18 protein-coding genes are annotated in these 20,502 nt (G+C 51.0%); 16 read left to right on the top strand and 2 right to left on the bottom strand.

The annotated features are described in order from the left end of the window. Positions 1 to 104: 104 nt before the first annotated feature. Both K0H59_RS01735 and K0H59_RS01730 read right to left on the bottom strand, forming a co-directional pair. Positions 105 to 1,922, bottom strand: a complete 1,818-nt coding sequence (locus tag K0H59_RS01735; RefSeq protein ID WP_220054469.1) for a diguanylate cyclase — start codon at positions 1,920 to 1,922, stop codon at positions 105 to 107. 16 nt (positions 1,923 to 1,938) lie between these two features. Further along, entirely contained in the window at positions 1,939 to 2,964 is a 1,026-nt protein-coding gene (locus K0H59_RS01730) for an ABC transporter substrate-binding protein (RefSeq protein ID WP_258405878.1), read from the bottom strand. 403 nt (positions 2,965 to 3,367) lie between these two features. Here K0H59_RS01730 and recG point away from each other — a divergent pair, with 403 nt between their 5' ends. The 16 genes from recG (at position 3,368) to K0H59_RS01650 (ending at position 20,443) form a co-directional block, all read left to right on the top strand. Next, positions 3,368 to 5,443, top strand: coding sequence for an ATP-dependent DNA helicase RecG (gene recG / locus K0H59_RS01725; protein ID WP_220054468.1), 2,076 nt, complete (start codon positions 3,368 to 3,370; stop codon positions 5,441 to 5,443). A gap of 178 nt (positions 5,444 to 5,621) precedes the next feature. Next, on the top strand, positions 5,622 to 6,518 hold the full coding sequence (locus K0H59_RS01720; protein ID WP_220054467.1) for a DUF3014 domain-containing protein: 897 nt from the start codon (positions 5,622 to 5,624) through the stop codon (positions 6,516 to 6,518). A 382-nt stretch (positions 6,519 to 6,900) separates the two neighbouring features. Then, a complete protein-coding gene (locus K0H59_RS01715) occupies positions 6,901 to 7,635 on the top strand; it encodes a beta-ketoacyl synthase chain length factor (RefSeq protein ID WP_220054466.1) in 735 nt (244 codons plus the stop codon). After that, positions 7,628 to 8,476 carry a 1-acyl-sn-glycerol-3-phosphate acyltransferase gene (locus K0H59_RS01710; RefSeq protein WP_220054465.1) on the top strand — a complete coding sequence of 283 codons (849 nt, stop codon included), beginning with the start codon at positions 7,628 to 7,630 and terminating at the stop codon, positions 8,474 to 8,476. Before K0H59_RS01715 ends, K0H59_RS01710 begins: the two co-directional genes overlap by 8 nt. Beyond that, positions 8,463 to 8,717: a phosphopantetheine-binding protein gene (locus K0H59_RS01705; RefSeq protein WP_011621156.1), complete on the top strand. Its 255-nt coding sequence runs from the start codon at positions 8,463 to 8,465 to the stop codon at positions 8,715 to 8,717. The genes K0H59_RS01710 and K0H59_RS01705 overlap by 14 nt, the downstream gene beginning before the upstream one ends. A gap of 9 nt (positions 8,718 to 8,726) precedes the next feature. After that, positions 8,727 to 8,975, top strand: a complete 249-nt coding sequence (locus tag K0H59_RS01700; RefSeq protein WP_011621155.1) for an acyl carrier protein — start codon at positions 8,727 to 8,729, stop codon at positions 8,973 to 8,975. Beyond that, positions 8,975 to 9,523, top strand: coding sequence for a hypothetical protein (locus tag K0H59_RS01695; protein WP_011627439.1), 549 nt, complete (start codon positions 8,975 to 8,977; stop codon positions 9,521 to 9,523). Before K0H59_RS01700 ends, K0H59_RS01695 begins: the two co-directional genes overlap by 1 nt. Next, positions 9,520 to 10,884 (top strand): AMP-binding protein, encoded by a 1,365-nt coding sequence (locus K0H59_RS01690; protein ID WP_220054464.1) that lies wholly within the window; start codon positions 9,520 to 9,522, stop codon positions 10,882 to 10,884. Before K0H59_RS01695 ends, K0H59_RS01690 begins: the two co-directional genes overlap by 4 nt. Next, the gene (locus K0H59_RS01685; protein WP_220054463.1) at positions 10,877 to 11,251 is read left to right on the top strand and encodes a thioester dehydrase; all 375 of its coding nucleotides are present in this window, start codon (positions 10,877 to 10,879) and stop codon (positions 11,249 to 11,251) included. The genes K0H59_RS01690 and K0H59_RS01685 overlap by 8 nt, the downstream gene beginning before the upstream one ends. A 20-nt stretch (positions 11,252 to 11,271) precedes the next feature. Beyond that, positions 11,272 to 13,080: a glycosyltransferase gene (locus tag K0H59_RS01680; protein ID WP_176400009.1), complete on the top strand. Its 1,809-nt coding sequence runs from the start codon at positions 11,272 to 11,274 to the stop codon at positions 13,078 to 13,080. Continuing rightward, positions 13,077 to 14,642, top strand: a complete 1,566-nt coding sequence (gene hutH / locus K0H59_RS01675; protein WP_220054462.1) for a histidine ammonia-lyase — start codon at positions 13,077 to 13,079, stop codon at positions 14,640 to 14,642. Before K0H59_RS01680 ends, hutH begins: the two co-directional genes overlap by 4 nt. Beyond that, a complete protein-coding gene (locus K0H59_RS01670) occupies positions 14,639 to 15,073 on the top strand; it encodes a thioesterase family protein (protein ID WP_088212604.1) in 435 nt (144 codons plus the stop codon). The genes hutH and K0H59_RS01670 overlap by 4 nt, the downstream gene beginning before the upstream one ends. Beyond that, positions 15,070 to 15,867, top strand: a complete 798-nt coding sequence (locus K0H59_RS01665; protein ID WP_220054461.1) for an outer membrane lipoprotein carrier protein LolA — start codon at positions 15,070 to 15,072, stop codon at positions 15,865 to 15,867. The genes K0H59_RS01670 and K0H59_RS01665 overlap by 4 nt, the downstream gene beginning before the upstream one ends. 9 nt (positions 15,868 to 15,876) lie before the next feature. After that, positions 15,877 to 18,396 (top strand): MMPL family transporter, encoded by a 2,520-nt coding sequence (locus K0H59_RS01660; RefSeq protein ID WP_220054460.1) that lies wholly within the window; start codon positions 15,877 to 15,879, stop codon positions 18,394 to 18,396. Then, on the top strand, positions 18,397 to 19,704 hold the full coding sequence (locus K0H59_RS01655; protein ID WP_220054459.1) for an NAD(P)/FAD-dependent oxidoreductase: 1,308 nt from the start codon (positions 18,397 to 18,399) through the stop codon (positions 19,702 to 19,704). It abuts the gene before it with no gap. Between the two features lie 4 nt (positions 19,705 to 19,708). Then, a complete protein-coding gene (locus K0H59_RS01650; protein WP_220054458.1) occupies positions 19,709 to 20,443 on the top strand; it encodes a DUF3261 domain-containing protein in 735 nt (244 codons plus the stop codon). Positions 20,444 to 20,502 lie beyond the last annotated feature (59 nt).

Here is a 20,502-nt window from a genome sequence, read left to right as displayed (position 1 = left end):
CAAAGCAGAAATAAATCTGCCGCCACGGCTAGGTTGCAAACACATCGAGGCGAGCCTTAATCAACAGTAACTTAACAAGTCTTGAGGCAAAGTCTCGAGGCAGTTTACGATTCGATGACCACAGTATTGCGCCCTTGTTCTTTAGCGCGATACAGACAAATATCGGCACGGCGCAGCACCTCAGAGAGGGTAAAACCGCGAACACTTGTATCTAAGGGGAGATACACGCCACCAATACTCAGGGTAATTTTCCCCTTGGGAGAGCTACGATGGGGAATATCCAAGGCGGCGACTCGATAGCAGAGTTGGTTGGCTATCGCCTCCAATTGGATAGGCGTTATCTGCTCAAGAATAATCGCAAACTCTTCGCCACCGATTCGAGCCAGCAAACTATCCTGCGGCAAGACATCACACTGTTTGAGCGCCTGCGCAACCAATCTAAGCGCCGCATCGCCTTCGAGGTGACCGTAAGTGTCGTTGTAACTCTTAAAGTAATCGACATCCAACATCAGCAATCCCACGGGTTTAGCTTGTTGGAGCAAGGTTTCCAAAGTATGAGTAAAAGGGCGACGATTGCTTAATCCAGTCAATTCATCGGTTTCAGCCATCACACGTAGCTGAGCATTCACCGACACTAAAGCCTGTTGCAGGCTGAGCATCTGTCGCTCTTTTTCCTCACGTAACAACAATTCGTTCAGGGCCGCCGCAAATTGAGTCAGCATTACCTTCTTTTGTGGATTCCAATTTAATGGACGGCTCACCATGGAAAGCGAGAGTAAACCGAGTAATTCATTGGCATTTTTAATCGCAAATGCGGCGATAGAACAAATCCCAACCGAGCGCAGCGCTTGGTATTCCGTAGGAGACTCATGCTCTAAAAAATCAATCGACTCGATCACTAACGTCGACTCCGACACAAACTTTTGCGCCAGCACGGCAACACTATCGACGGAGATATCTTGGATCTGATTTGCCTGCGACTCACAGCTCCAGAAGCTACGGTAATTGGCGTAGCGCTGGGTAAACTCAATAATACTGACCCGTTCAACATCGAATAACAGTCCAATGCGATGGCAGGCATCGGCGAGACATTCATCCAGTTGCGAGGTATCCGTGGTTAAAAACTGCAGTGACATCTCGGCTAATAACTGGTTCGCCTGGGATTGCCAATTAAGCTCTTGAGTTCGCTCGTCGACTAAACGCGCCAACTGATTCTGCTGCTGTTGTAATTCACGCCCCTGACGCTTGTTAATGGCTAAGTCATTGCGAATACGCTGATACATAGCCTGTAGCGATTGCGCCACATGGCCAATTTCATCTTGGCTGGTCACTACACTGATGGGCACTTTCAGTTTGGGTAATGAATTCAAATTGATTTGATTGGCAAACCGCTCCAGTGCCGACAATCGGTTGGTCACCAATAAACGCACCATAGTGAGGATCAGGTAAATCATCAGCAGGGTTTTAAGGCCATTGCCGAGGACGATGATAATCAACTGCTGCCATAATTCGTAATACAGCTTATTGGTGTCCAGACCAACGGTGAGTGAGCCAATCAGCTGCTCTTGATACATAATCGGATAATGAAACGAAGTTTGGTTTTCCTCCTGCGCACGTAAGGATTTACCTAACTGCATGGTCACGCCATCGACACTTTCGAGATTGACACTCGAAACCATGGGCATCATCCCTAAACCCGACAACAGATCGGATAACAGGCTATGGTCGACATCCCAGAGCGACTTAGCAATGCTAGGCAAGATAGACTCGGAATACTCACGAATATCCGCCGTAGCCTTATCTATGCTCTCCTGATAATTCCATACCAACTGCACCAACATAGTCAGGACGGCAAAAAACGAGCTCACCCCAATAATAGTGAGCGTCATCCTGTGGCTGATGGAATGATTACGATGCTTCATGGATACCTATTCGTTATTATTGCGGTGGCAACTTATCCAAAATTTGGGATTGGAAAATTGCTGACCAATCCCTTGCTACTAACATGCGATAAAACTCTGAGCCTGGCTCAAGCACGCTGAATAACTGGACCTTGTCGTAGGGATAATATTGCCCTGTCGCCTGATAATGTTGCAGTTGCACTAACCCCAATGCGCCCGCTAAAAAATGCCCACCACCGAGTACACTGAGTTGTTGCTCCTGACGGAGTCGTAAAATCTCGGCGGACGTATTTACAGAGCTCACCAACACGTCTCGCCCAGGGTTGAGCCCTTTTTCCTTCAATGCTTTAATTACCCCCATCGCCATTCTGTCACTTGCGGTCCAAATCAGTTTTAAATCGGGATAACGGGTCAGCAGCGTCAATGCTTGCCCATAGGCAATATCCTCACTCCATTGGCCATAAACCGTTTGTGTGACTGTCACATTGGGTTGCATAAAGAAATAATCGTTGGCGCCCTGAGTCCGCAGAACAGATGCGGGCGTGGACTTATCGCCCGAGATCAATAAAACCTTAGCTTTTTTAACGTCTAACCCCGTTAACAAAGCTTTAGCGGTCTCGGCTCCGATAGCATAGTTATCGGGCATAATGGCGGGCAATAAATAGGTCTGCCAGTGGGGATCTTGCAATAGCATTTCCCGTTCGGCCACGGAAATATCATTCAAAATAAGCTGCACATAAATGGGATGGTGATAAAGCATCTGCAACATTTTTAATGCTGATTGCTTCTCATTAACCAAAATAACCTGATTAGGAAGGGACTGTTGCGATTTTAATAAAGAGTCTAACTGGCTAATCATTTTAAAATGATTGCGATCTGAATGGATAATTTGCAAATTAATGTCGAGTTTTGCTGATGCCACCCACATTAATTTGTCGACATCACCCCAAAAGCTATCGGCCTCGGCACCGGGATTGAAAAACGCCACATCTAGTTTGGCCCATGCCGGCATAGCAGAAAACAATATGCCAATAAATAAACAGGTTAAGCACCATAGACGCAAAGGCGAGTACTCCTCGGCCATGTTTCCCCACATGTGATCCGTCACCAGAGGTCACTTTCTTATTATCGATTCACAACCGTGTTACCGCATAAAGATTTATGCCCGATACAGGCAATCAATCATTCGATTAAACCACAAAAACTTACAAAGTGTACGTTATTAATAACGAATGATGATTTTCTCTATTGTTTACTTCTAGGATTGAAACACATTTATTTTAATATGAATAAGATAAGGAGAAATATGCTCCAAGGGCAATTTAGCCCATAAGACTGAAATAAATCCTTAATTCGTCGCTAAACCCTCACATAACCGCACCCACCGAGCAACTCAGCCCAAGATTGCCTTACGCTTACACTCTGTTAGTATATGTATAAATTCACAGTGATTGAGCGCTAACGACTTGCAGCAATTGGATCTTGTTCCGATCACCGACCTCAAAGGCGTCGCCAAAAGGGTGGCGGAAAAACTCGCAAAGCTCGGCATCACAACAGTACAAGATCTGCTGTTTCACTTACCCCTGCGCTACGAAGACCGCACTCAAATTTATCCTATTGCCGCCTTAATGCCGGGAAATTACGGCACCATTGAAGCCGAAATCCAGTCGACACAAATCATTCAAGGCCGCAAACGCATGCTGGTGTGCAATGTGCGCGATAATACCGGCAGCATGAGTCTGCGCTTCTTTAACTTTTCGATGGCGCAACGCAATGCGATGCAAAATGGCTTAATGATCCGCGCCTATGGCGAAATTCGTCGGGGCAATCATCAGGCCGAAATCGTCCATCCCGAGTACAAAATTGTCTATCCCGGTGAAGATATTCATTTAAGCGATACCCTCACGCCGATTTATCCCACCACGGAGGGACTCAAACAGGCGAGTTGGATCAAACTTACCGAGCAAGCCCTCGAATTATTAGAAGACGGCGGTTTGACCGAGTTATTACCCGCCAATTTGCAGCCCAATAGCATGAGCTTGAAACAAGCACTGCAAACCCTGCATCGCCCTCACGCAGGAATATCGCAATTTGACTTAGAGCTAGGCCAACATCCGGCGCAGCAACGGCTGGTGCAGGAAGAGCTGCTCGCCCATAACCTCAGCATGCTCCGACTCAGGCAACGCAGCAATCTCGACGCCGCCGTGACCATGCACGCCAGCGGCCAGCTATTGAATCCCTTTCTCGCCTCATTGCCCTTCAAACCGACAGGTGCACAGCAAAGGGTCGTCGCCGAGATAGGTAAAGATTTAGCGCAGCCGCACCCCATGATGCGCTTAGTTCAAGGTGATGTAGGTTCGGGTAAAACCTTGGTCGCCGCCCTCGCCGCATTGCAGGCCATCGAAAGTGGTTACCAAGTGGCTATGATGGCGCCCACCGAATTACTCGCCGAGCAGCATGCGACTAACTTTGCCGCGTGGTTTGAACCCCTCGGGTTAAAAGTGGGATGGCTTGCGGGCAAGCTTAAAGGCAAGGCACGGGCGCAATCCTTAGCCGATATTGAATCGGGCGCGGCGCAAATAGTGATAGGCACCCATGCCATCTTCCAGCAGCAGGTAACCTTCAATAAGTTGGCTTTAATCATTATCGATGAGCAGCACAGGTTCGGGGTTCACCAACGGATGGGGCTCAGGGAAAAAGGCATTAACCAAGGCTTTCATCCCCACCAGTTGATTATGACGGCGACCCCCATTCCGCGCACCTTGGCCATGACGGCCTACGCCGATTTGGACACCTCGATTATCGATGAGTTGCCGCCCGGCCGCACGCCCGTGACCACAGTCGCCATTCCCGATTCGCGTCGCAATGAAGTGCTCGAGCGCGTCCGCAACAGCGTAGTCACGGATAAACGCCAAGCCTATTGGGTCTGTACTCTGATAGAAGAATCCGAAGTCCTCGAGTGCCAAGCGGCGGAAGATACCGCCGAAGAGTTGCGCCAAGCGCTGCCGGAACTGAGCATAGGTTTAGTCCACGGCCGGATGAAAAGCGCTGAAAAGCAAAAAATTATGGCCGACTTCAAGACGGGAACTATCCATTTATTGGTTGCAACCACAGTGATTGAAGTCGGCGTCGACGTCCCCAACTCTAGCTTGATGATTATCGAAAACCCAGAGCGACTGGGTCTTGCACAGTTACACCAGCTGCGAGGTCGCGTAGGGCGCGGTGCCGTGGCAAGCCATTGTGTGTTACTCTACAAGGCGCCATTGAGCCAAACCGCGAGCCAGCGGTTAAATGTGCTCAGGCAAAGTAATGATGGTTTTGTGATTGCACAGAAAGACTTAGAGATCCGTGGGCCGGGCGAAGTACTGGGCACGAAGCAAACGGGACTGGCCGAGCTAAAAATCGCCGACCTTGTCCGCGATCAGGCGCTTATCCCACATATCCAAAAACTGGCGAGCCATGTGATGTCACAGGCGCCAGAGTCGGTCGATGCCATTATTCATCGTTGGCTTGGACACAGGCAGCAATACGTTCAGGCCTAAACCTTAAGCTAACCCCTTCAAGGTAAAATAAATTCAGCCTGTTCAGCTCACTGCTATGGACAAGCGCGTGGAAACTTGCACAATGAACCTGCCATCGACAACTCGTTGGCACTTGCACTTTAAATGTTAGCTGCATGTATTCACCCCGTTACCTTGACACTTAAGCGAAGGATGTAAAATGCAAGTTAATCAAGATGATAGAATTACACCTCAAGAAACCTCCTCAAGCAGTAATCGCTTTGCTTTGATTGCGATTGTGCTCGTCATCCTGCTCTCTGCGGGAGGTTATTATTACTACACCAAAGATGACTCACCCAAGCTCATCCCCAATGCGCCCATAGTGCTGCCTGAGCCGCCTTCATCTGAACCAATGACGCTCGAAACGGGCACTGAGCCTGAAACCGCGCCGCTGGAAAATGAAACCCCTGCGACGACCACGACGGAAACCGAAACCGTCGTCACGCCAACCGAGCCTGCGATTCCAGAAGAAGTCGTCCCCAGCCTGCCTGAGAGCGATGCCTTTGTGCATCAAAAAGCGCTGGCGATCATCAATAACAACGTGGTCGGCTCCTCCTTAGTGAACCAAGATTTGGCCCGTCAGTTTGTGGTGTTCGTGGACAACTTGGCCCAAGGCGATCTCGCCCGCAAAGTTAGCCCAGTCAAAGGCCCAGAAAAGCTGTTCACTGTGTCTGAAATCACGAGCAAAGTGTATTTAAATCCAGAGAGTTACCACAGATATGACGCCTATGCGACTGTGATTGCCAGCATGGATGAGCAAACCTTAATGCACACCTACAAACAGCTCACGCCGCTGTTTGACGAGGCCTTTGCCGAGTTGGGTTACAGCAACGCGAAATTCAATGACAGAATGCTGCAAGCCATTAAGATCATGCTCGCAGCTCCTATCATCGAAGAGCCTATTGAGCTGAGCTCAATCAGCGTGAACTACCGCTTTGTGGATCCTAATTTAGAAGCCTTACCGAGCGCGCAAAAACTGATGATCCGCATGGGGCCTGAAAACACCCGTAAAGTGAAAGCGGCGCTGCGTAAATTGGAAAACCAACTCGCCCAGTAATGCTCCAAACTTGTCTAAAAAGGCGCCTAGTGCGCCTTTTTTACATCCACACTTTCAGCTCCATTTCAGCGTATAAACCCAGCTTGCTAGTCGTTCAACTCTGGTTCAGTAAGACAGTTTATAGTGCTCTTCCCCAACGGCTCTGCTGCAACTTATGTTGCTTAACAGTGATAAATCGAATCTTGATTGCATTTTGTTAACCATCATGATGCAAATGGCTTCATTAAAACTAAGGACTTAGTGTAGAATAAGCCGCACATTCATCGGGGAATTGGCGCGATTTATCCAACGCGTAGACAAGCTATAGGCCTATCAATTCATTAATATTTTTCGCTTAGTTAGGGATAACTAAGACAGCTTTAAATAGTGTCGAGGCAAAGTAGTGCAACTCAGATTCAGCATCCATTCTTGGGGCGCATGGGCGCCAAAGTATCCACAGCGTGATGACTGGCAAACTTGGTGCAAGCACTCGGCTGACACAAGCAAAGATGATCTCGAGGGGATTTCCCCTGCACTATCCCAAGTCCCCGCCATGCAGCGCAGACGTTTTAGCCGTTTAACCAAGATGATGCTGGATGTCAGTTTCCAATGTGAGGCTGCGCCTAACTGTCGCTCGATATTTGCTTCTCGCCACGGCGAGCTGCACCGCACCATTGGACTGCTCGAAGATATTATTGAAAAACAACCGCTTTCCCCCTTAGGTTTTAGTCAGTCGGTGCATAACACTGGCAGCGGTATTTTTGGTATTTTGACCAATAACACCGCCCCTTCGACCTCGATTGCCGCGGGCACAGAAACCCTTTCCCAAGCCATGGTAGAAGCGTTCGCCCAACTGCACCAATCACCTGAACCACTATTGTTGGTGTTTGGCGATGATCCCGTCCCGCCAGTCTATGATGAATTTACTCAAGAGTTTGAGTTGCCCTTAGCCCTCGGATTGACCCTAGCACCCGCGGATGAGAGTGCGACCGTTACCCTCACCCTAAGCCAACTGACAGCAGAGCAGCAACAAAACGCCACACCGCTGTCCTACGGCAAGTTGATCCACGCGCTGGCGACCTCACAGGATATTAACGGCTGCTTATCGCATTGGCACTGGAGCCTAACGCATGCCTAATCCAGTACCACACAATGCCGAATTTAATGTCGCTTATACGCTGCCTGAAAAACGCCGTGCGGGAATTAACTATATTCCCCGTTGGCTTGGCGGCGTCAGTTGCTACATCGCCTTTGGCCTCGGTGGACTGTTAAGCTCGTTAACCATCTTGCCTCTGCTGCGTTTTTGGCCGGGCACGCCCGAAGCGCGGATTATCCGCGTGCAAAAGGCCGTGCACACTATGTTTAAAGGCTTTGTGGCCATGTTGACTTGGGCGGGGGTGATCCAAGTCAGCACTCATAACGCCGAGCAGCTGCGAAATGCCAAGGGCGTGATAGTCATTGCCAATCACCCGAGTCTGGTCGATGTGGTGGTATTAATCAGCTTGATGCCCAATGCGGGCTGTATCGTTAAACAGGGTCTGTGGCGCAATCCCTTCTTACGTGGCGTCGTCTCCTGCGCGGGATATATTCCCAATCGCGGCGCCGAGCTGATGCTCGAAGATTGTCGCGAAGTACTCGCCCGTGGTACTAATCTGATTATCTTTCCCGAAGGCACGCGCACTGTATTTGGTGCAAGCATTAACGAATTTGCCCGTGGCGCTGCCAATATTGCGATTCGCACCCAAGCCGATATTTTACCTGTGGTTTTGCGCACCAATGTGCGTGGTTTGACAAAGGAACAACCTTGGTATGAGATCCCAAGGCAAACCATGGGAATGGCCGTCGAAATCGGCAACACAATTTCTCACCAAGGCTACCAAGCTCCATTGGGTGAGCATGCGAAAATGGCTCGGCAATTAACCCGAGACCTTGAACAATACTATCAACAACAACTCGAAAATAATTATGACTTTACATAACGAAATTAAACAGTTGATCATCGACTGCCTCGACTTAGAAGACGTCAGTATTGATGATATCGACACAGATGCACCGCTCTTTGGTGAAGGACTCGGACTCGACTCGATCGACGCGCTCGAGCTGGGTTTAGCCATCAAGAAAAAATTTGATGTGAAAATCGAAGCCAACTCGGATAGCACTAAGGCGCATTTTTACAGTGTGGCCAGTCTAGCTAACTTCATCGAATCACAACGTCCGTAGGAGAGGAAGATGCAAAACCGCGAACAAATCCTCGCTATGTTGACCACTATTTTGGTGGATGAGTTTGAAATCGATGCCGATGCGATTACGCCAGAGGCGAATCTCTATCAAGAGCTAGATCTGGACAGCATAGATGCCGTCGACTTAGTGATTAAGCTGCAGCAACTCACGGGCAAGAAAATTCAGCCCGACGAGTTTAAATCTGTCCGCACAGTCAACGATGTGGTTAACGCCATTGAAGGCTTAGTTAAAGACTAATGCGTGTCCTGCTACAAGTACTAACCGCACTCGCGCTGATTGCTTATCCAGTCGCCGTGTATTTAGGACTGAATTATCTGCCAGCAGGCACCATAGCCCTAGTGCTATGCCTCTTGTTGGTAGTGCGTTTAATGCTGCAAAAGCAAAAGGTTAAAACCTTAGTTTTGCCTTTGCTTGTGGGGATTGCGCTCACCGCGGGCAGTTTTGTCGCCAAACGCAGCGACTGGCTTTTGTATTACCCCGTGGTGATAAACCTCACCATGTTAGCCCTGTTTAGCTACTCGCTATACCAAGGCCCAAGCATGATTGAACGGCTCGCACGGCTCAAAGAGCCCGATTTGCCGGATGAAGCCATAGGTTATCTTAAAAAAGTCACCCTGCTTTGGTGTGGCTTATTTATCCTAAACGGCACTGTGGCGGCCTATACCGCCGCGTTTACCAGCCTAGCAACTTGGACCTTGTATAACGGTTTGATTGCATACGTACTCATGGGACTGCTCCTCGGTGGGGAATGGTTATATCGCAGCTTTTGGTTGAAGAAGACATGACACAACTACTCAAAAACTGGTTAACCCAAGGGCCATTCGCCCAACAACTGATCAGCTTTAATCACCATGACATAGTCACAGGTGCCCTGTTTACCAATCAGGTGGCGCATTTCTACGAGCAGCTGCGCCAAGCGCCTGAACAAAAATGGTTACTGGCGAGCGATACCAGCGATCTGTTTGCCGTAGGCCTGTGTGCCGCACTGTTGGCGGGCAAGGAAATTATTCTGCCGCCCAACACCCAAACTGGCACCCTGAGTGAACTGACCCATCAGTTTGAAGGCATATTGTCAGACAAGCCGCTGTGCGAGAGTCACGCCTTTATCCTGCTGAATAAAGAGCTGAGTCTCCCCACCAAACCTTGGCCAGAGAGTGACAGCTTTGGTGAATTGGTGCTCTTTACCTCGGGCAGCAGTGGTGAGCCCAAGGCGATTCGCAAGAGCCTAAGGCAGCTCGATGCCGAGGTGACAGTGCTCGAGCACACCTTCGCCGAGCATTTGCCCCATTGCAGTGTGGTCTCGACCGTTTCTCATCAGCATATCTACGGCTTGTTGTTTAAAATCCTCTGGCCCTTAGCCGCCAGTCGCCCTTTTTTAAGCGAGCAGATCGAATATCCTGAGACCTTAAGCTACTACACCGCCTTGTTACCAAACCTGTGCCTGATCAGTAGCCCAGCGCAATTATCCCGTTTGCCTAAGGCGCTAGAACACGAACGCCAACTGCGCTCACCCAGCTTAGTCTTCAGCTCCGGCGGGCCGTTAAGTTTCACCGCTGCCCAAGGGGTTGCACAGTGCTATGGCCATTTACCTATCGAGATTTTCGGCAGCACCGAAACCGGCGGTATCGCCTATCGTCGTCAACAGGAGGCCGACGAACCTTGGCAAGTGTTTGAACAAATTACCATAGACCAAGACGCTGACGATGGTGCCCTGCTGCTGAAGTCGCCCTATTTGGCCGACGATCAATGGTTACGTTGTGAAGATAAAATCGAGCCGACGGCCAATGGCCAATTCAGGCTCAAGGGAAGACTCGATCGCATTGTTAAGATTGAAGAAAAACGTCTTTCGTTGGCGCAAATGGAGACCTTGCTCTGTAGCCACGCCTATGTCGAGCAGGCCGCCTTGGTCGTATTGCCCCAGTTTAAATCCCAGTTAGGGGCAGTAATCACCCTGTCGCTATTGGGCCGAAATGTGCACCAAGAGCAGGGAAAACTCAGTATCAACAATGCGTTAAAAGCGCATCTACTGACTCAGTTTGAGCGCGTGACCTTACCGCGCCGCTGGCGCTACCCCGAAACCTTACCGTTAAACACTCAGGGCAAGCGCGTCGTCGCCCAGCTAGTTGAGTTATTTGACCATGATTAAGTCGAGTTTACCGCCGATCCTCGCATCAGAGATCGGCCCAGAAAGTATTGAACTGCGCCTCTTTGTCGCCGCCGATCTCGAATATTTTAACGGCCATTTTCCCGAGCAAGCCGTGCTCCCCGGTGTGACCCAACTCGATTGGGCCGTGCGCTTAGGTTGCAAGCATTTTGGTTACAACGCTGCGGTCGCTAATTTAGAAGTATTGAAGTTTCAACAGCTTATTCTGCAAGGGCAGGAAGTCACCTTAGCCATTAGCCATAATGCCGCCAAAGAGAAGTTAACCTTTGCCTACAGCTATGGCGACCACCGCTATGCCTCAGGGCGTATCAGCTTTGCTAGTCAGCAAGATGATGGAGCAGCCCTGTGAGCGACGGAATGAGCGACACAATGCTAGTCCCGCCGAGTGATTTAATGGGCACGGCGCCAATCAAGCTGGCGCTGGTGATCCCCAATTACAATCATAGCGCCGCGATCGCCCAGACCTTGCTCGAGCTCGCCGCCCTCAATCTGCCCTGCTATTTGATTGACGATGGCAGCAACGATGAGACCCGCTATCTGCTGCAAACCTTAGCGGAGCAACACGACTGGGTGACCCTGCTGCAACATCCCTACAACCGTGGCAAGGGCGCGGCTGTGATGACGGGGCTTCGCCGTGCCTATCGCGATGGCTTTACCCATGTGTTACAGGTCGATGCCGATGGCCAGCATAATTTAAACGATATTCCCGCCATGCTCGCCAAGGCGCAGGCCAAGCCAGATGCACTGATTTCGGGCAAGCCCGAGTACGACGAGTCCGTCCCCAAGGGACGACTCTATGGCCGTTACCTCACCCACTTTTGGGTATGGGTCGAAACCTTAAGCTTTGATATTCAAGATTCGATGTGCGGATTTAGGGTGTATCCCTTAGCCGCCACCGAGCGTCTCTTAAGCCAGCACGCCCTCACGGAGCGGATGGATTTTGATATCGAAATCCTAGTCAAACTCTACTGGCAAGGGGTGGAAATTCTGTTTCACCCCACTAAGGTCATTTATCCCGAAAACGGCGTCAGCCACTTTCAAGGTGTGGCCGACAATGTGCGCATCACTAAGCTGCACACCCGATTATTTTTCGGCATGTTAAAGCGCCTGCCACAACTGCTGCGCCGTAAACAGAAGGCGCAATCGCCCCAGTCCGATAAAGCCTCAACCCATTGGTCAGGGATGAAGGAGCGCGGCAGTTATTGGGGCATAAAACTGTTGGTCGAAAGCTACCGTTTCGGCGGCCATTGGTTGTGCCGTGCCATTATGTATCCGGTGATTTGCTATTTCTTCCTGACGGGCAAAGTCAGCCGCGAGGCCTCGTTGGATTTTCTGCGCCGCGTGCAACGTCTCGAGCCACAACATCCACAATTGAATCGCCCCATTGGCTGGCGCGATAGCCTGAACCACTTTCTCGCCTTCGGTAATGCGGCGCTCGATAGAATCGATGCCTGGTGCGATCGCATTCAATTAAGCCAAGTGGATTTTCCCGACCGCCAAGTGCTGGCAAATCAGCTAGAAAGCGGCAAAGGTGCCGTGCTGCTGGTCTCCCACTTGGGTAATCTCGAACTGTGCCGCGCGATTTCAATCCACCAGCGCAAGGTCAAAGTGAATGTCATGGTGTTAACCAGCCATGCCGAAAACTTTAATAATGTACTCAAGCAATTAAACCCCGATAGCACGCTGAATTTGATCCAAGTGACCGAGCTTAATCCCGCCACCTCTATGCTGCTACAGCAAAAGATTGAAGACGGTGAGCTAGTGGTGATTGCTGGCGATAGAACCTCATCCCACTCCCAAGGACGCGTGGTATATGCGCCATTTATGGGTGATGAGGCAGCCTTCCCGCAGGGACCATTTATTCTGGCCGGCCTCTTGGATTGCCCAGTGTATCTGATGTTTTGCCTGCGCGAACAAGGGCGATATCGCGTGTATTTGGAGCACTTTAGCAATAGCCTCAAGGGCCCGCGGGCAGGGCGAATGGAAAGGCTACAACAGGCGGTGCATAACTACAGTGAACGCCTCGAACACTACGCAAGGCGTGAACCCTTGCAGTGGTTTAACTTTTTTGATTTTTGGCGGGACGATAGCAAGGTAAACCGCGCGACATCCGCCCCACAAACGACAGCAGCACTCCCGGAGCAGGAGCGCACTACAGACAGGACAGAGCATTTATGAGCCACGCAGTTACTCACACGACAACCGCTGAGCAGCCAATCGAATTTGGCCGTCAGTTACTCACATTAGAGCAAGTCGTCGCCGTTGCTAAGGGTGCTAAAGTTAAACTCTGTGATGATGCCGATTACCAAGCTTATATCCAAAAGGGCGCCCGCTTTATCGACAGCCTGCTACACGAAGAAGGTGTGGTCTACGGCGTCACCACCGGCTATGGCGACTCTTGCACTGTCAACGTGAGTCTCGACTTAGTCCATGAGCTGCCACTGCACTTATCCCGCTTCCATGGCTGTGGCCTCGGCGAAGTCTTGAGCGTGATGCAGGCGCGCGCCGTGATGGCTTGCCGTTTAAACTCCCTCGCCATTGGCAAATCCGGCGTAACCTATGAGCTCTTAAAGCGCATCGAAACCCTACTTAATCTCAATATAGCGCCTGTGATCCCAGAGGAAGGTTCGGTCGGTGCCAGCGGTGACTTAACGCCATTGTCTTACTTGGCCGCCGTGCTAGTTGGCGAGCGCGAAGTGATTTATAACGGCGAGCGCAGAGCCACCCAAGAGGTTTACCGCGAGCTGAACATCACGCCCCATGTGCTGCGCCCCAAGGAAGGTTTAGCCCTGATGAATGGCACGGCAGTGATGACGGCATTAGCCTGTTTAGCCTTTGATCGCGCACAGTATTTAGCGCGTTTAGCCAGCCGCATTACCGCCATGGCGTCGTTAACCCTCAAAGGTAACTCGAACCATTTCGACGATATTCTGTTTGCCGCCAAACCCCATCCGGGACAAAACCAAATCGCGACTTGGATACGGGAAGATTTGAACCACCATGTTCACCCCCGCAATTCAGATCGTCTGCAGGACAGATATTCCATCCGCTGCGCGCCGCACATCATTGGCGTATTGCAGGATGCACTGCCCTTTATGCGCCAATTTATCGAAACCGAAATCAACAGCGCCAACGATAACCCCATAGTCGATGGTGAAGGCGAGCATATTCTCCACGGTGGCCATTTCTACGGTGGGCACATTGCCTTTGCGATGGATTCCTTAAAAAACACTGTGGCCAACATCGCCGATCTTATCGACCGCCAAATGGCATTAGTGATGGACCCTAAGTTTAACAACGGTTTACCCGCTAACCTTTCGGGTTCAACTGGGCCACGCCGTGCCATCAACCATGGCTTTAAGGCGGTACAGATCGGGGTTTCGGCATGGACCGCAGAGGCGCTCAAACACACTATGCCTGCGAGCGTGTTCTCTCGCTCAACCGAATGCCATAACCAAGATAAAGTCAGCATGGGTACTATCGCCGCCCGTGACTGTATGCGCGTGTTGCAACTAACAGAGCAAGTCGCCGCGGCTGCCCTGCTCGCTATGACTCAAGGCATTGGCCTGCGTATTAAGCAAAACGAGTTAGATGAAGCTTCACTGACCCCTTCGCTGGCGACCACACTCGCCCAAGTGCGCGCCGATTTTGAGCCATTAGTCGAAGACAGACCGCTCGAAGCCGTACTGCGCCAAACCGTTGCGAAAATCCAAGCGGGCGAATGGGAAGTGTGCCGATGAAATCCTTGCTCAGCATAGAAATGGACATGCAGATCCCCTTCCACGATGTGGATTCGATGGGGATCACTTGGCATGGTAATTACCTGCGTTATTTCGAGATTGCCCGCTGCAAATTACTCGACGAGTTAGGCTACAACTATCGCCAAATGCAGGCATCGAACTACGCTTGGCCGATTATTGATTTGCAGATCAAATACGTTAAGGCCAGCACCTTCGAGCAACACATTACCGTGCGCGCCGAGTTGGTCGAGTGGGAAAATCGTCTAAAAATCAATTATCAAATCCGTGATACCGCAAGCGGTGAGCGCATTACTAAGGGCTATACCATTCAGGCGGCGGTGGATATGACGAGCCAAGAAATGTGCTTTGTGACGCCAGAGATATTCCGCAGCAAAATCGCTCCGCTGCTTGCAAAGGCGGATAGCGAATGATTGCCCTTTTTACAAATCGGCCACAAGCTAAGTGGTGGCTAGGGTTCTGCCAAAGCCTACTATTAAGCTGCACACTGCTGTTTGGCTCGGTACAGGCGCAGAGCCTTGCCGATACCAACCTCACGGGTGCGAACCAATATCAAACGCTATTCGCCCAAGGCGCAGATAACGCCGCATTACTCGCCCTCAGCCAAAAGCTCAATCTTGGCGAGACGGTTCGCGGCCACTTTGTGCAATCGCGCCAGCTTAAAGTGCTGAAAAAGCCCCTAGAGAGCCAAGGCCAGTTTGTGTTCGACAAGGCACAAGGACTGATCTGGCAACAACTTAGCCCCTTCGAGTCCTTGCTGATTTTAAAAGATAAGCAACTTATTCAGCGAGATAGCCAAGGGCGAGTACAAATCAGCCAAGCCGATGCTTCGGCAAGCGCGGCGGCCATGGGGGATTTATTACCGAGTCTAGTAAATGCCATGCTGGGCGGCGATATTTCGGGTTTAAGTGCAAACTTCGAACTGCACTTTTTAGCCCAAGAGCCCTTAGCGCAAGGCAAGCCAAACTGGCAGTTGGGATTAACCCCTAAAGATCCGCTGATGAAGAAGGGAATTACTAATATGGTGCTCGAAGGCAGCGATACGCTACACACCTTAGTGCTACTCAGCGCCAATCCGAGTGTGAGTCCGCAGGATATCACCCGTATCGATTTTAGCGAGCTGCGCCAAGGTCCACTGAGTGAGGCTGAGTTAGCCCAATATGCCATCAGCCAGACAACGCCTAAAGACACTGGTCCAAGAGAGTAAGGCAGAATCATGGCGCCCAAGATTGCCACGCGTATTGGCCATAGCCTGATGCAAACCTCGACTAAATGGCGCTTCGCTATTTGGTTGTGTTTGATGCTGGCGACGAGCCTGTGGACGCTGCAACTGTGGCAAAATGGGGCAAAGGTACAAAGCGATATTCTCGCCATGTTGCCCCATCTGCAGCAGGACGCACTCACGGCGCGCGCCCTCGAACAAGTGGAATCGACACTCGCCGATCAAGTGTATCTCGCTCTAATTGCCGAGGATGAACCTCAGGTGGTTGCGGCGGCCACACTCCTGATGGAGCAGCTTAAGACTCAAAATACCGCCTTTACCGATATTCGCAGCGCCGATCTGCAGATGGGTGAAGCCCTAGGGCAATTTTATTTCCCCTATCGCTTTAAACTGCTCACGCCTGAACAAACCGAAGCCTTAAGCCATAATGGCCTCGAGCACTTAATTGCCTCAACCACTCAGCAGCTCTACAACGCCTTTAGTTATGCCAATAGCCAACTCTTGACCCAAGATCCTTTGCTATTGTTCCCCGCCAATTTGCTCGTCCTTGCGCCCAGTACAAAGCTGAGCGCCAGCCAAGGGATTTTACTTGCTCGTCCACAAAGTGTTGATACCAAACAAGGTGTTAATAGCAGTGAAGGCGTGGCTGCCATTGTGATGGCAAAGGGCACAGAAAGCGCCTTTAACCCGAATGCGCAATTACGCCAGCAAGCGGCACTAACGAAAGCGCTGAATACCGTCAGCGCGCAATACCCCAGCATTAAAGTGTTACAGGCGGGCGCGCTGTTCCATGCCATCGAGGCTACCAATACCGCTAAGAGTGAAATCTCTGTCCTCGGCCTAGCTTCTTTGCTTGGCGTAGTGTTATTGGTTTGGCTCGCGTTTCGCTCCGTGATGCCACTCTTGCTGGCGATGGTGACAATCGGCAGCGGCCTGCTGCTGGCGGTGACCTTTACCTTAAGCGTGTTCGGGGAACTGCATTTACTCACTCTCGTCTTTGGCACCAGCCTGATTGGGATTGCCATCGACTACAGCTTCCATTTTTACTGCGAGCGGTTAAGCGATAATGAGCGTAGCGCGCAGGCGACCGTGGCCTATATCTTCCCCACAGTGTCACTCGCCTTTATCACCAGTGCCTTAGCCTATGTCGGTATCGGTTTAGCACCGTTTCCCGGCATGCAGCAGGTAGCGATTTTCTGCGCCTCGGGTTTACTCGGCGCCTACCTGACGTTAGTGCTCGCCTATCCATTATTGGCGGGCAGCAAGTTGCCTTCGGGGGAACGTCCGTTAACCCTTGCAGAGGCCTATCTTGCGAGACTCACCGGATTCTCCAATAAACTGATCTCGCCATGGGGATTGAGTCTGTTTGCCTTAGTGCTCGCGGGAGTCTGCCTGTTGGGGATCAGTAAGCTTAACGTCGACGATGATATTCGCCATTTACAGCAAAGCCCTGCGAGCGTGACTGAGCCTGAAGACAGGCTCAGAAAATTACTCAGTGGCGGCACGGATAACCAGTTTTTATTGGTGCGAGCCCCCAGTGAAGAAGTCTTACTGCAACGACTCGAAGCCTTAAGTCCACAGCTCGATGCCGCCATTAAACAGCAAGAGCTGGGCAACTATGTCAGCCTCAGCCGTTATCTGCCGAGCAAGCAAAAACAGGATGCGGCGTATCAATTGCAGGGCAAGATTTACCAGTCGCAATTAACCACAGTGCTAAACAGCATTGGCCTAGATGACGGCCTAGCACCTGAGCTTTCTGCCGCCTACCTTGCCGCCAAGGATAGCTATATCACCCCGACGGATTTTTTCGAACTGGGCTTAGGCAAACAGCTAGCTCCACTCTGGCTTGCACCACAGGGATTTGCACCGTTTGGGCACTCAACAGAGTCAGCGACCAGCCCCGATAATGCCAACCAAGTGAACGATAGCCACGGCGCCATAGTGCTGCTCGGCGGTATTGAAGATATTGCGGCCCTCAAGGCGCGCTTTGCCGAGGATCCGCAGGTACAGCTTATTGATAAAGTCGCGGATATCTCCACTGTGATGGGCCATTATCGCCTGCTTACCCTCAAGTTATTGGGGCTGGCGCTCGTTATCGCCCTCTTGCTATTTAGCCTGAGCTTTGGCGTTAAAAGAGCCGCCCTAGTGGTCGCCGTACCCGCGCTGGCGGCCTTACTCACCTTGGCCATTTTAGGCTTTGTCGGATCGCCCTTAAGCTTGTTTCATGCGCTGGCGCTGATTTTAGTCTTCGGTATTGGGATAGATTACAGTTTGTTCTTTGCCTCTGCAGCGCAACATGGCAAGGCAGTGATGATGGCGGTGTTTATGTCCGCCTGCTCGACCCTGTTGGCCTTTGGCTTACTCGCCTTTAGCCAAACCCAAGCTATTCATTATTTTGGATTAACCCTGTCCCTCGGCATAGGGTTTACCTTTGTACTTTCGCCATTGATTTTGACCACCAGTCAGGTTTTAGCCACCAACAAGGTCTCGATACCTACAAGGAATGTTATTTAAATGTCCACATCTACCGCTGCAAGCTCCACACAGTCTCACTCCCTTTCCGTCGATGTGGCCATTATTGGCGCAGGCCCCTCGGGCTCGATTGCCGCTAGCCTGTTGCATAAGCAAGGCAAACGCGTATTAGTGCTCGAAAAACAACACTTTCCACGCTTTTCTATCGGCGAGAGCCTGCTGCCATGCTGCATGCAATTTATTGAAGAAGCAGGCATGTTAGAGGCGCTGAATGCGGCGGGATTCCAATATAAAAATGGTGCCGCCTTCCGCCGCGATGGCGTATATACCACCTTCGATTTTACCGACAAATTTACCCCAGGACCGGGCACAACCTTCCAAGTGCAAAGGGCAAACTTCGACAAATTGCTCGCCGATACCGCGGCAAGCTTTGGGGTGGAGATCCGTTACGGTGAAACTGTTGAGGCAATCGATTTAAGCGCCAACCCATGCTTAAGCGTACGTAACGAACAGGGCGAACTCTATCAGGTCGAGGCGCAATATGTGCTCGATGCCAGCGGTTTTGGCCGAGTATTGCCACGGCTGCTCGACCTCGAAACGCCGTCTTCACTGCCGACCCGTAGCGCTATCTTCACCCATGTTGAAGATAACATCAGCGATCCCGACTTCGACCGGAACAAGATTTTAATTAGCGTACACCCACAGCATCAGGATATTTGGTACTGGTTAATTCCCTTCAGCAACGGCCGCTGCTCACTCGGCGTCGTGGCTGAGCCTCAGTTACTCGCGCGCCTCGAAGGCGATTTAGAGCAGCAACTACTGACCATAGTCAAAGAAGAACCCGGCCTGAAAGCATTACTGACCAATGCCAAAGTCGCTCAGCCCTGTGCGACACTCAAGGGCTATTCCGCCAACGTATCGCGCCTCGCCACCGACAAGTTTGCCCTGCTGGGCAACGCGGGCGAGTTCCTCGACCCTGTCTTCTCATCGGGCGTGACTATTGCCATGCAGTCGGCATCCATGGCGGCGAAATGCGTGCTTAAACAGCTTAACGGCGATACAGTCGATTGGCCCACCGAGTACTCGGCGCCGTTAATGCAAGGGGTGAACACCTTCCGCACTTATGTGCAGGCTTGGTACGATGGTCGCTTCCAAGATGTGATTTTTTACGAAAATCCGAATCCTAAAATCAAACAGATGATCTGCTCGATTTTGGCGGGCTATGCTTGGGATGTGCAAAATCCCTTTGTAAAAGATTCCGAGCGACGCCTGAATATGGTGGTCGAGCTATGTCGGCAAGAAGCCGAACTCAGCGCCGAACCTGCCGTTAGCGAATTAGCCGAGGTGTAATTCGATGCGCTTAAGCCTTAACGCCAAAGGTCACTCCAAGGCGATAGCAACCTTTTCCCTGCTCCTTATCAGCCTTGGTTTGATGGGATGCAGCGAGCTGCTCTATCGGCAAACCTGTGTTGGTTTGGCGAAAGATATGCGTTACTGCTTAGCGCCACTGCCCCATGATTTTGGCCCTGCAACGAATAAACCGCTCAATAAGCCGCAGGCGAATGACCCTAAAACTCAAGGCAATAGTCAGCAAGGTGACAGCAAAGCTGGGGTATCCTCGCCCCAGTCCTTTAGTCAGAAGGTGAGTATTAAGGTGGGCGATAACACCCACGAGCTACTCACCCAGCTCGAACTCGAAGGGGAACGGATGACGCTGGTCGGGCTCGCGCCCCTTGGGCAGGCATTGTTTACCTTGGTTTACGATGGGAATACACTCAGCAGTGAACAGAGTCTCTTGCTAGGGGATGAGTTTAAAGCCGAATACCTGATGGCGATGATGCAACTCATCTATTGGCCGGAGCAGAGTATTAAAAGCCATTTAGAGGGCGGCGAGTTAGTGACGGGGCTGTGTGACACTCTTCCCTGTCGCCAGTTTTATAGCCAAGATACGCTGATCAGTCACAGCGATAGCCAGACTCAAGTGATACAAATTCGTTATCAGCAACAGACCGACGATGCCCTCTGGCAGGCACATATTAATTTGACCATGCCACAGGCAAAGTTTGAGTTAGAGATACAACCCATTTAATCGTCTTTTGACAATGCCATAGGCACCCGTTAACAGCCAATTGATATGAGCCTTTAGTC

Source organism: Shewanella sp. FJAT-51649, from assembly GCF_019457435.1.
Taxonomy (GTDB): domain Bacteria; phylum Pseudomonadota; class Gammaproteobacteria; order Enterobacterales; family Shewanellaceae; genus Shewanella; species Shewanella mangrovisoli.
This window is presented reverse-complemented; position numbering and strand designations above follow the sequence as displayed.

What these genes read in the sequence shown, in the direction of transcription:
- K0H59_RS01695 (WP_011627439.1), top strand. Translation starts at nt 8,975, where the DNA reads ATGCGTGTCCTGCTACAAGTACTAACCGCACTCGCGCTGATTGCTTAT.
- K0H59_RS01655 (WP_220054459.1), top strand. Translation starts at nt 18,397, where the DNA reads ATGTCCACATCTACCGCTGCAAGCTCCACACAGTCTCACTCCCTTTCC.
- K0H59_RS01660 (WP_220054460.1), top strand. Translation starts at nt 15,877, where the DNA reads ATGGCGCCCAAGATTGCCACGCGTATTGGCCATAGCCTGATGCAAACC.
- K0H59_RS01665 (WP_220054461.1), top strand. Translation starts at nt 15,070, where the DNA reads ATGATTGCCCTTTTTACAAATCGGCCACAAGCTAAGTGGTGGCTAGGG.
- K0H59_RS01735 (WP_220054469.1), bottom strand. Translation starts at nt 1,922, where the DNA reads ATGAAGCATCGTAATCATTCCATCAGCCACAGGATGACGCTCACTATT.
- K0H59_RS01680 (WP_176400009.1), top strand. Translation starts at nt 11,272, where the DNA reads ATGCTAGTCCCGCCGAGTGATTTAATGGGCACGGCGCCAATCAAGCTG.
- K0H59_RS01720 (WP_220054467.1), top strand. Translation starts at nt 5,622, where the DNA reads ATGCAAGTTAATCAAGATGATAGAATTACACCTCAAGAAACCTCCTCA.
- K0H59_RS01685 (WP_220054463.1), top strand. Translation starts at nt 10,877, where the DNA reads ATGATTAAGTCGAGTTTACCGCCGATCCTCGCATCAGAGATCGGCCCA.
- hutH (WP_220054462.1), top strand. Translation starts at nt 13,077, where the DNA reads ATGAGCCACGCAGTTACTCACACGACAACCGCTGAGCAGCCAATCGAA.
- K0H59_RS01690 (WP_220054464.1), top strand. Translation starts at nt 9,520, where the DNA reads ATGACACAACTACTCAAAAACTGGTTAACCCAAGGGCCATTCGCCCAA.
- K0H59_RS01710 (WP_220054465.1), top strand. Translation starts at nt 7,628, where the DNA reads ATGCCTAATCCAGTACCACACAATGCCGAATTTAATGTCGCTTATACG.
- K0H59_RS01670 (WP_088212604.1), top strand. Translation starts at nt 14,639, where the DNA reads ATGAAATCCTTGCTCAGCATAGAAATGGACATGCAGATCCCCTTCCAC.
- K0H59_RS01650 (WP_220054458.1), top strand. Translation starts at nt 19,709, where the DNA reads ATGCGCTTAAGCCTTAACGCCAAAGGTCACTCCAAGGCGATAGCAACC.
- K0H59_RS01700 (WP_011621155.1), top strand. Translation starts at nt 8,727, where the DNA reads ATGCAAAACCGCGAACAAATCCTCGCTATGTTGACCACTATTTTGGTG.
- K0H59_RS01705 (WP_011621156.1), top strand. Translation starts at nt 8,463, where the DNA reads ATGACTTTACATAACGAAATTAAACAGTTGATCATCGACTGCCTCGAC.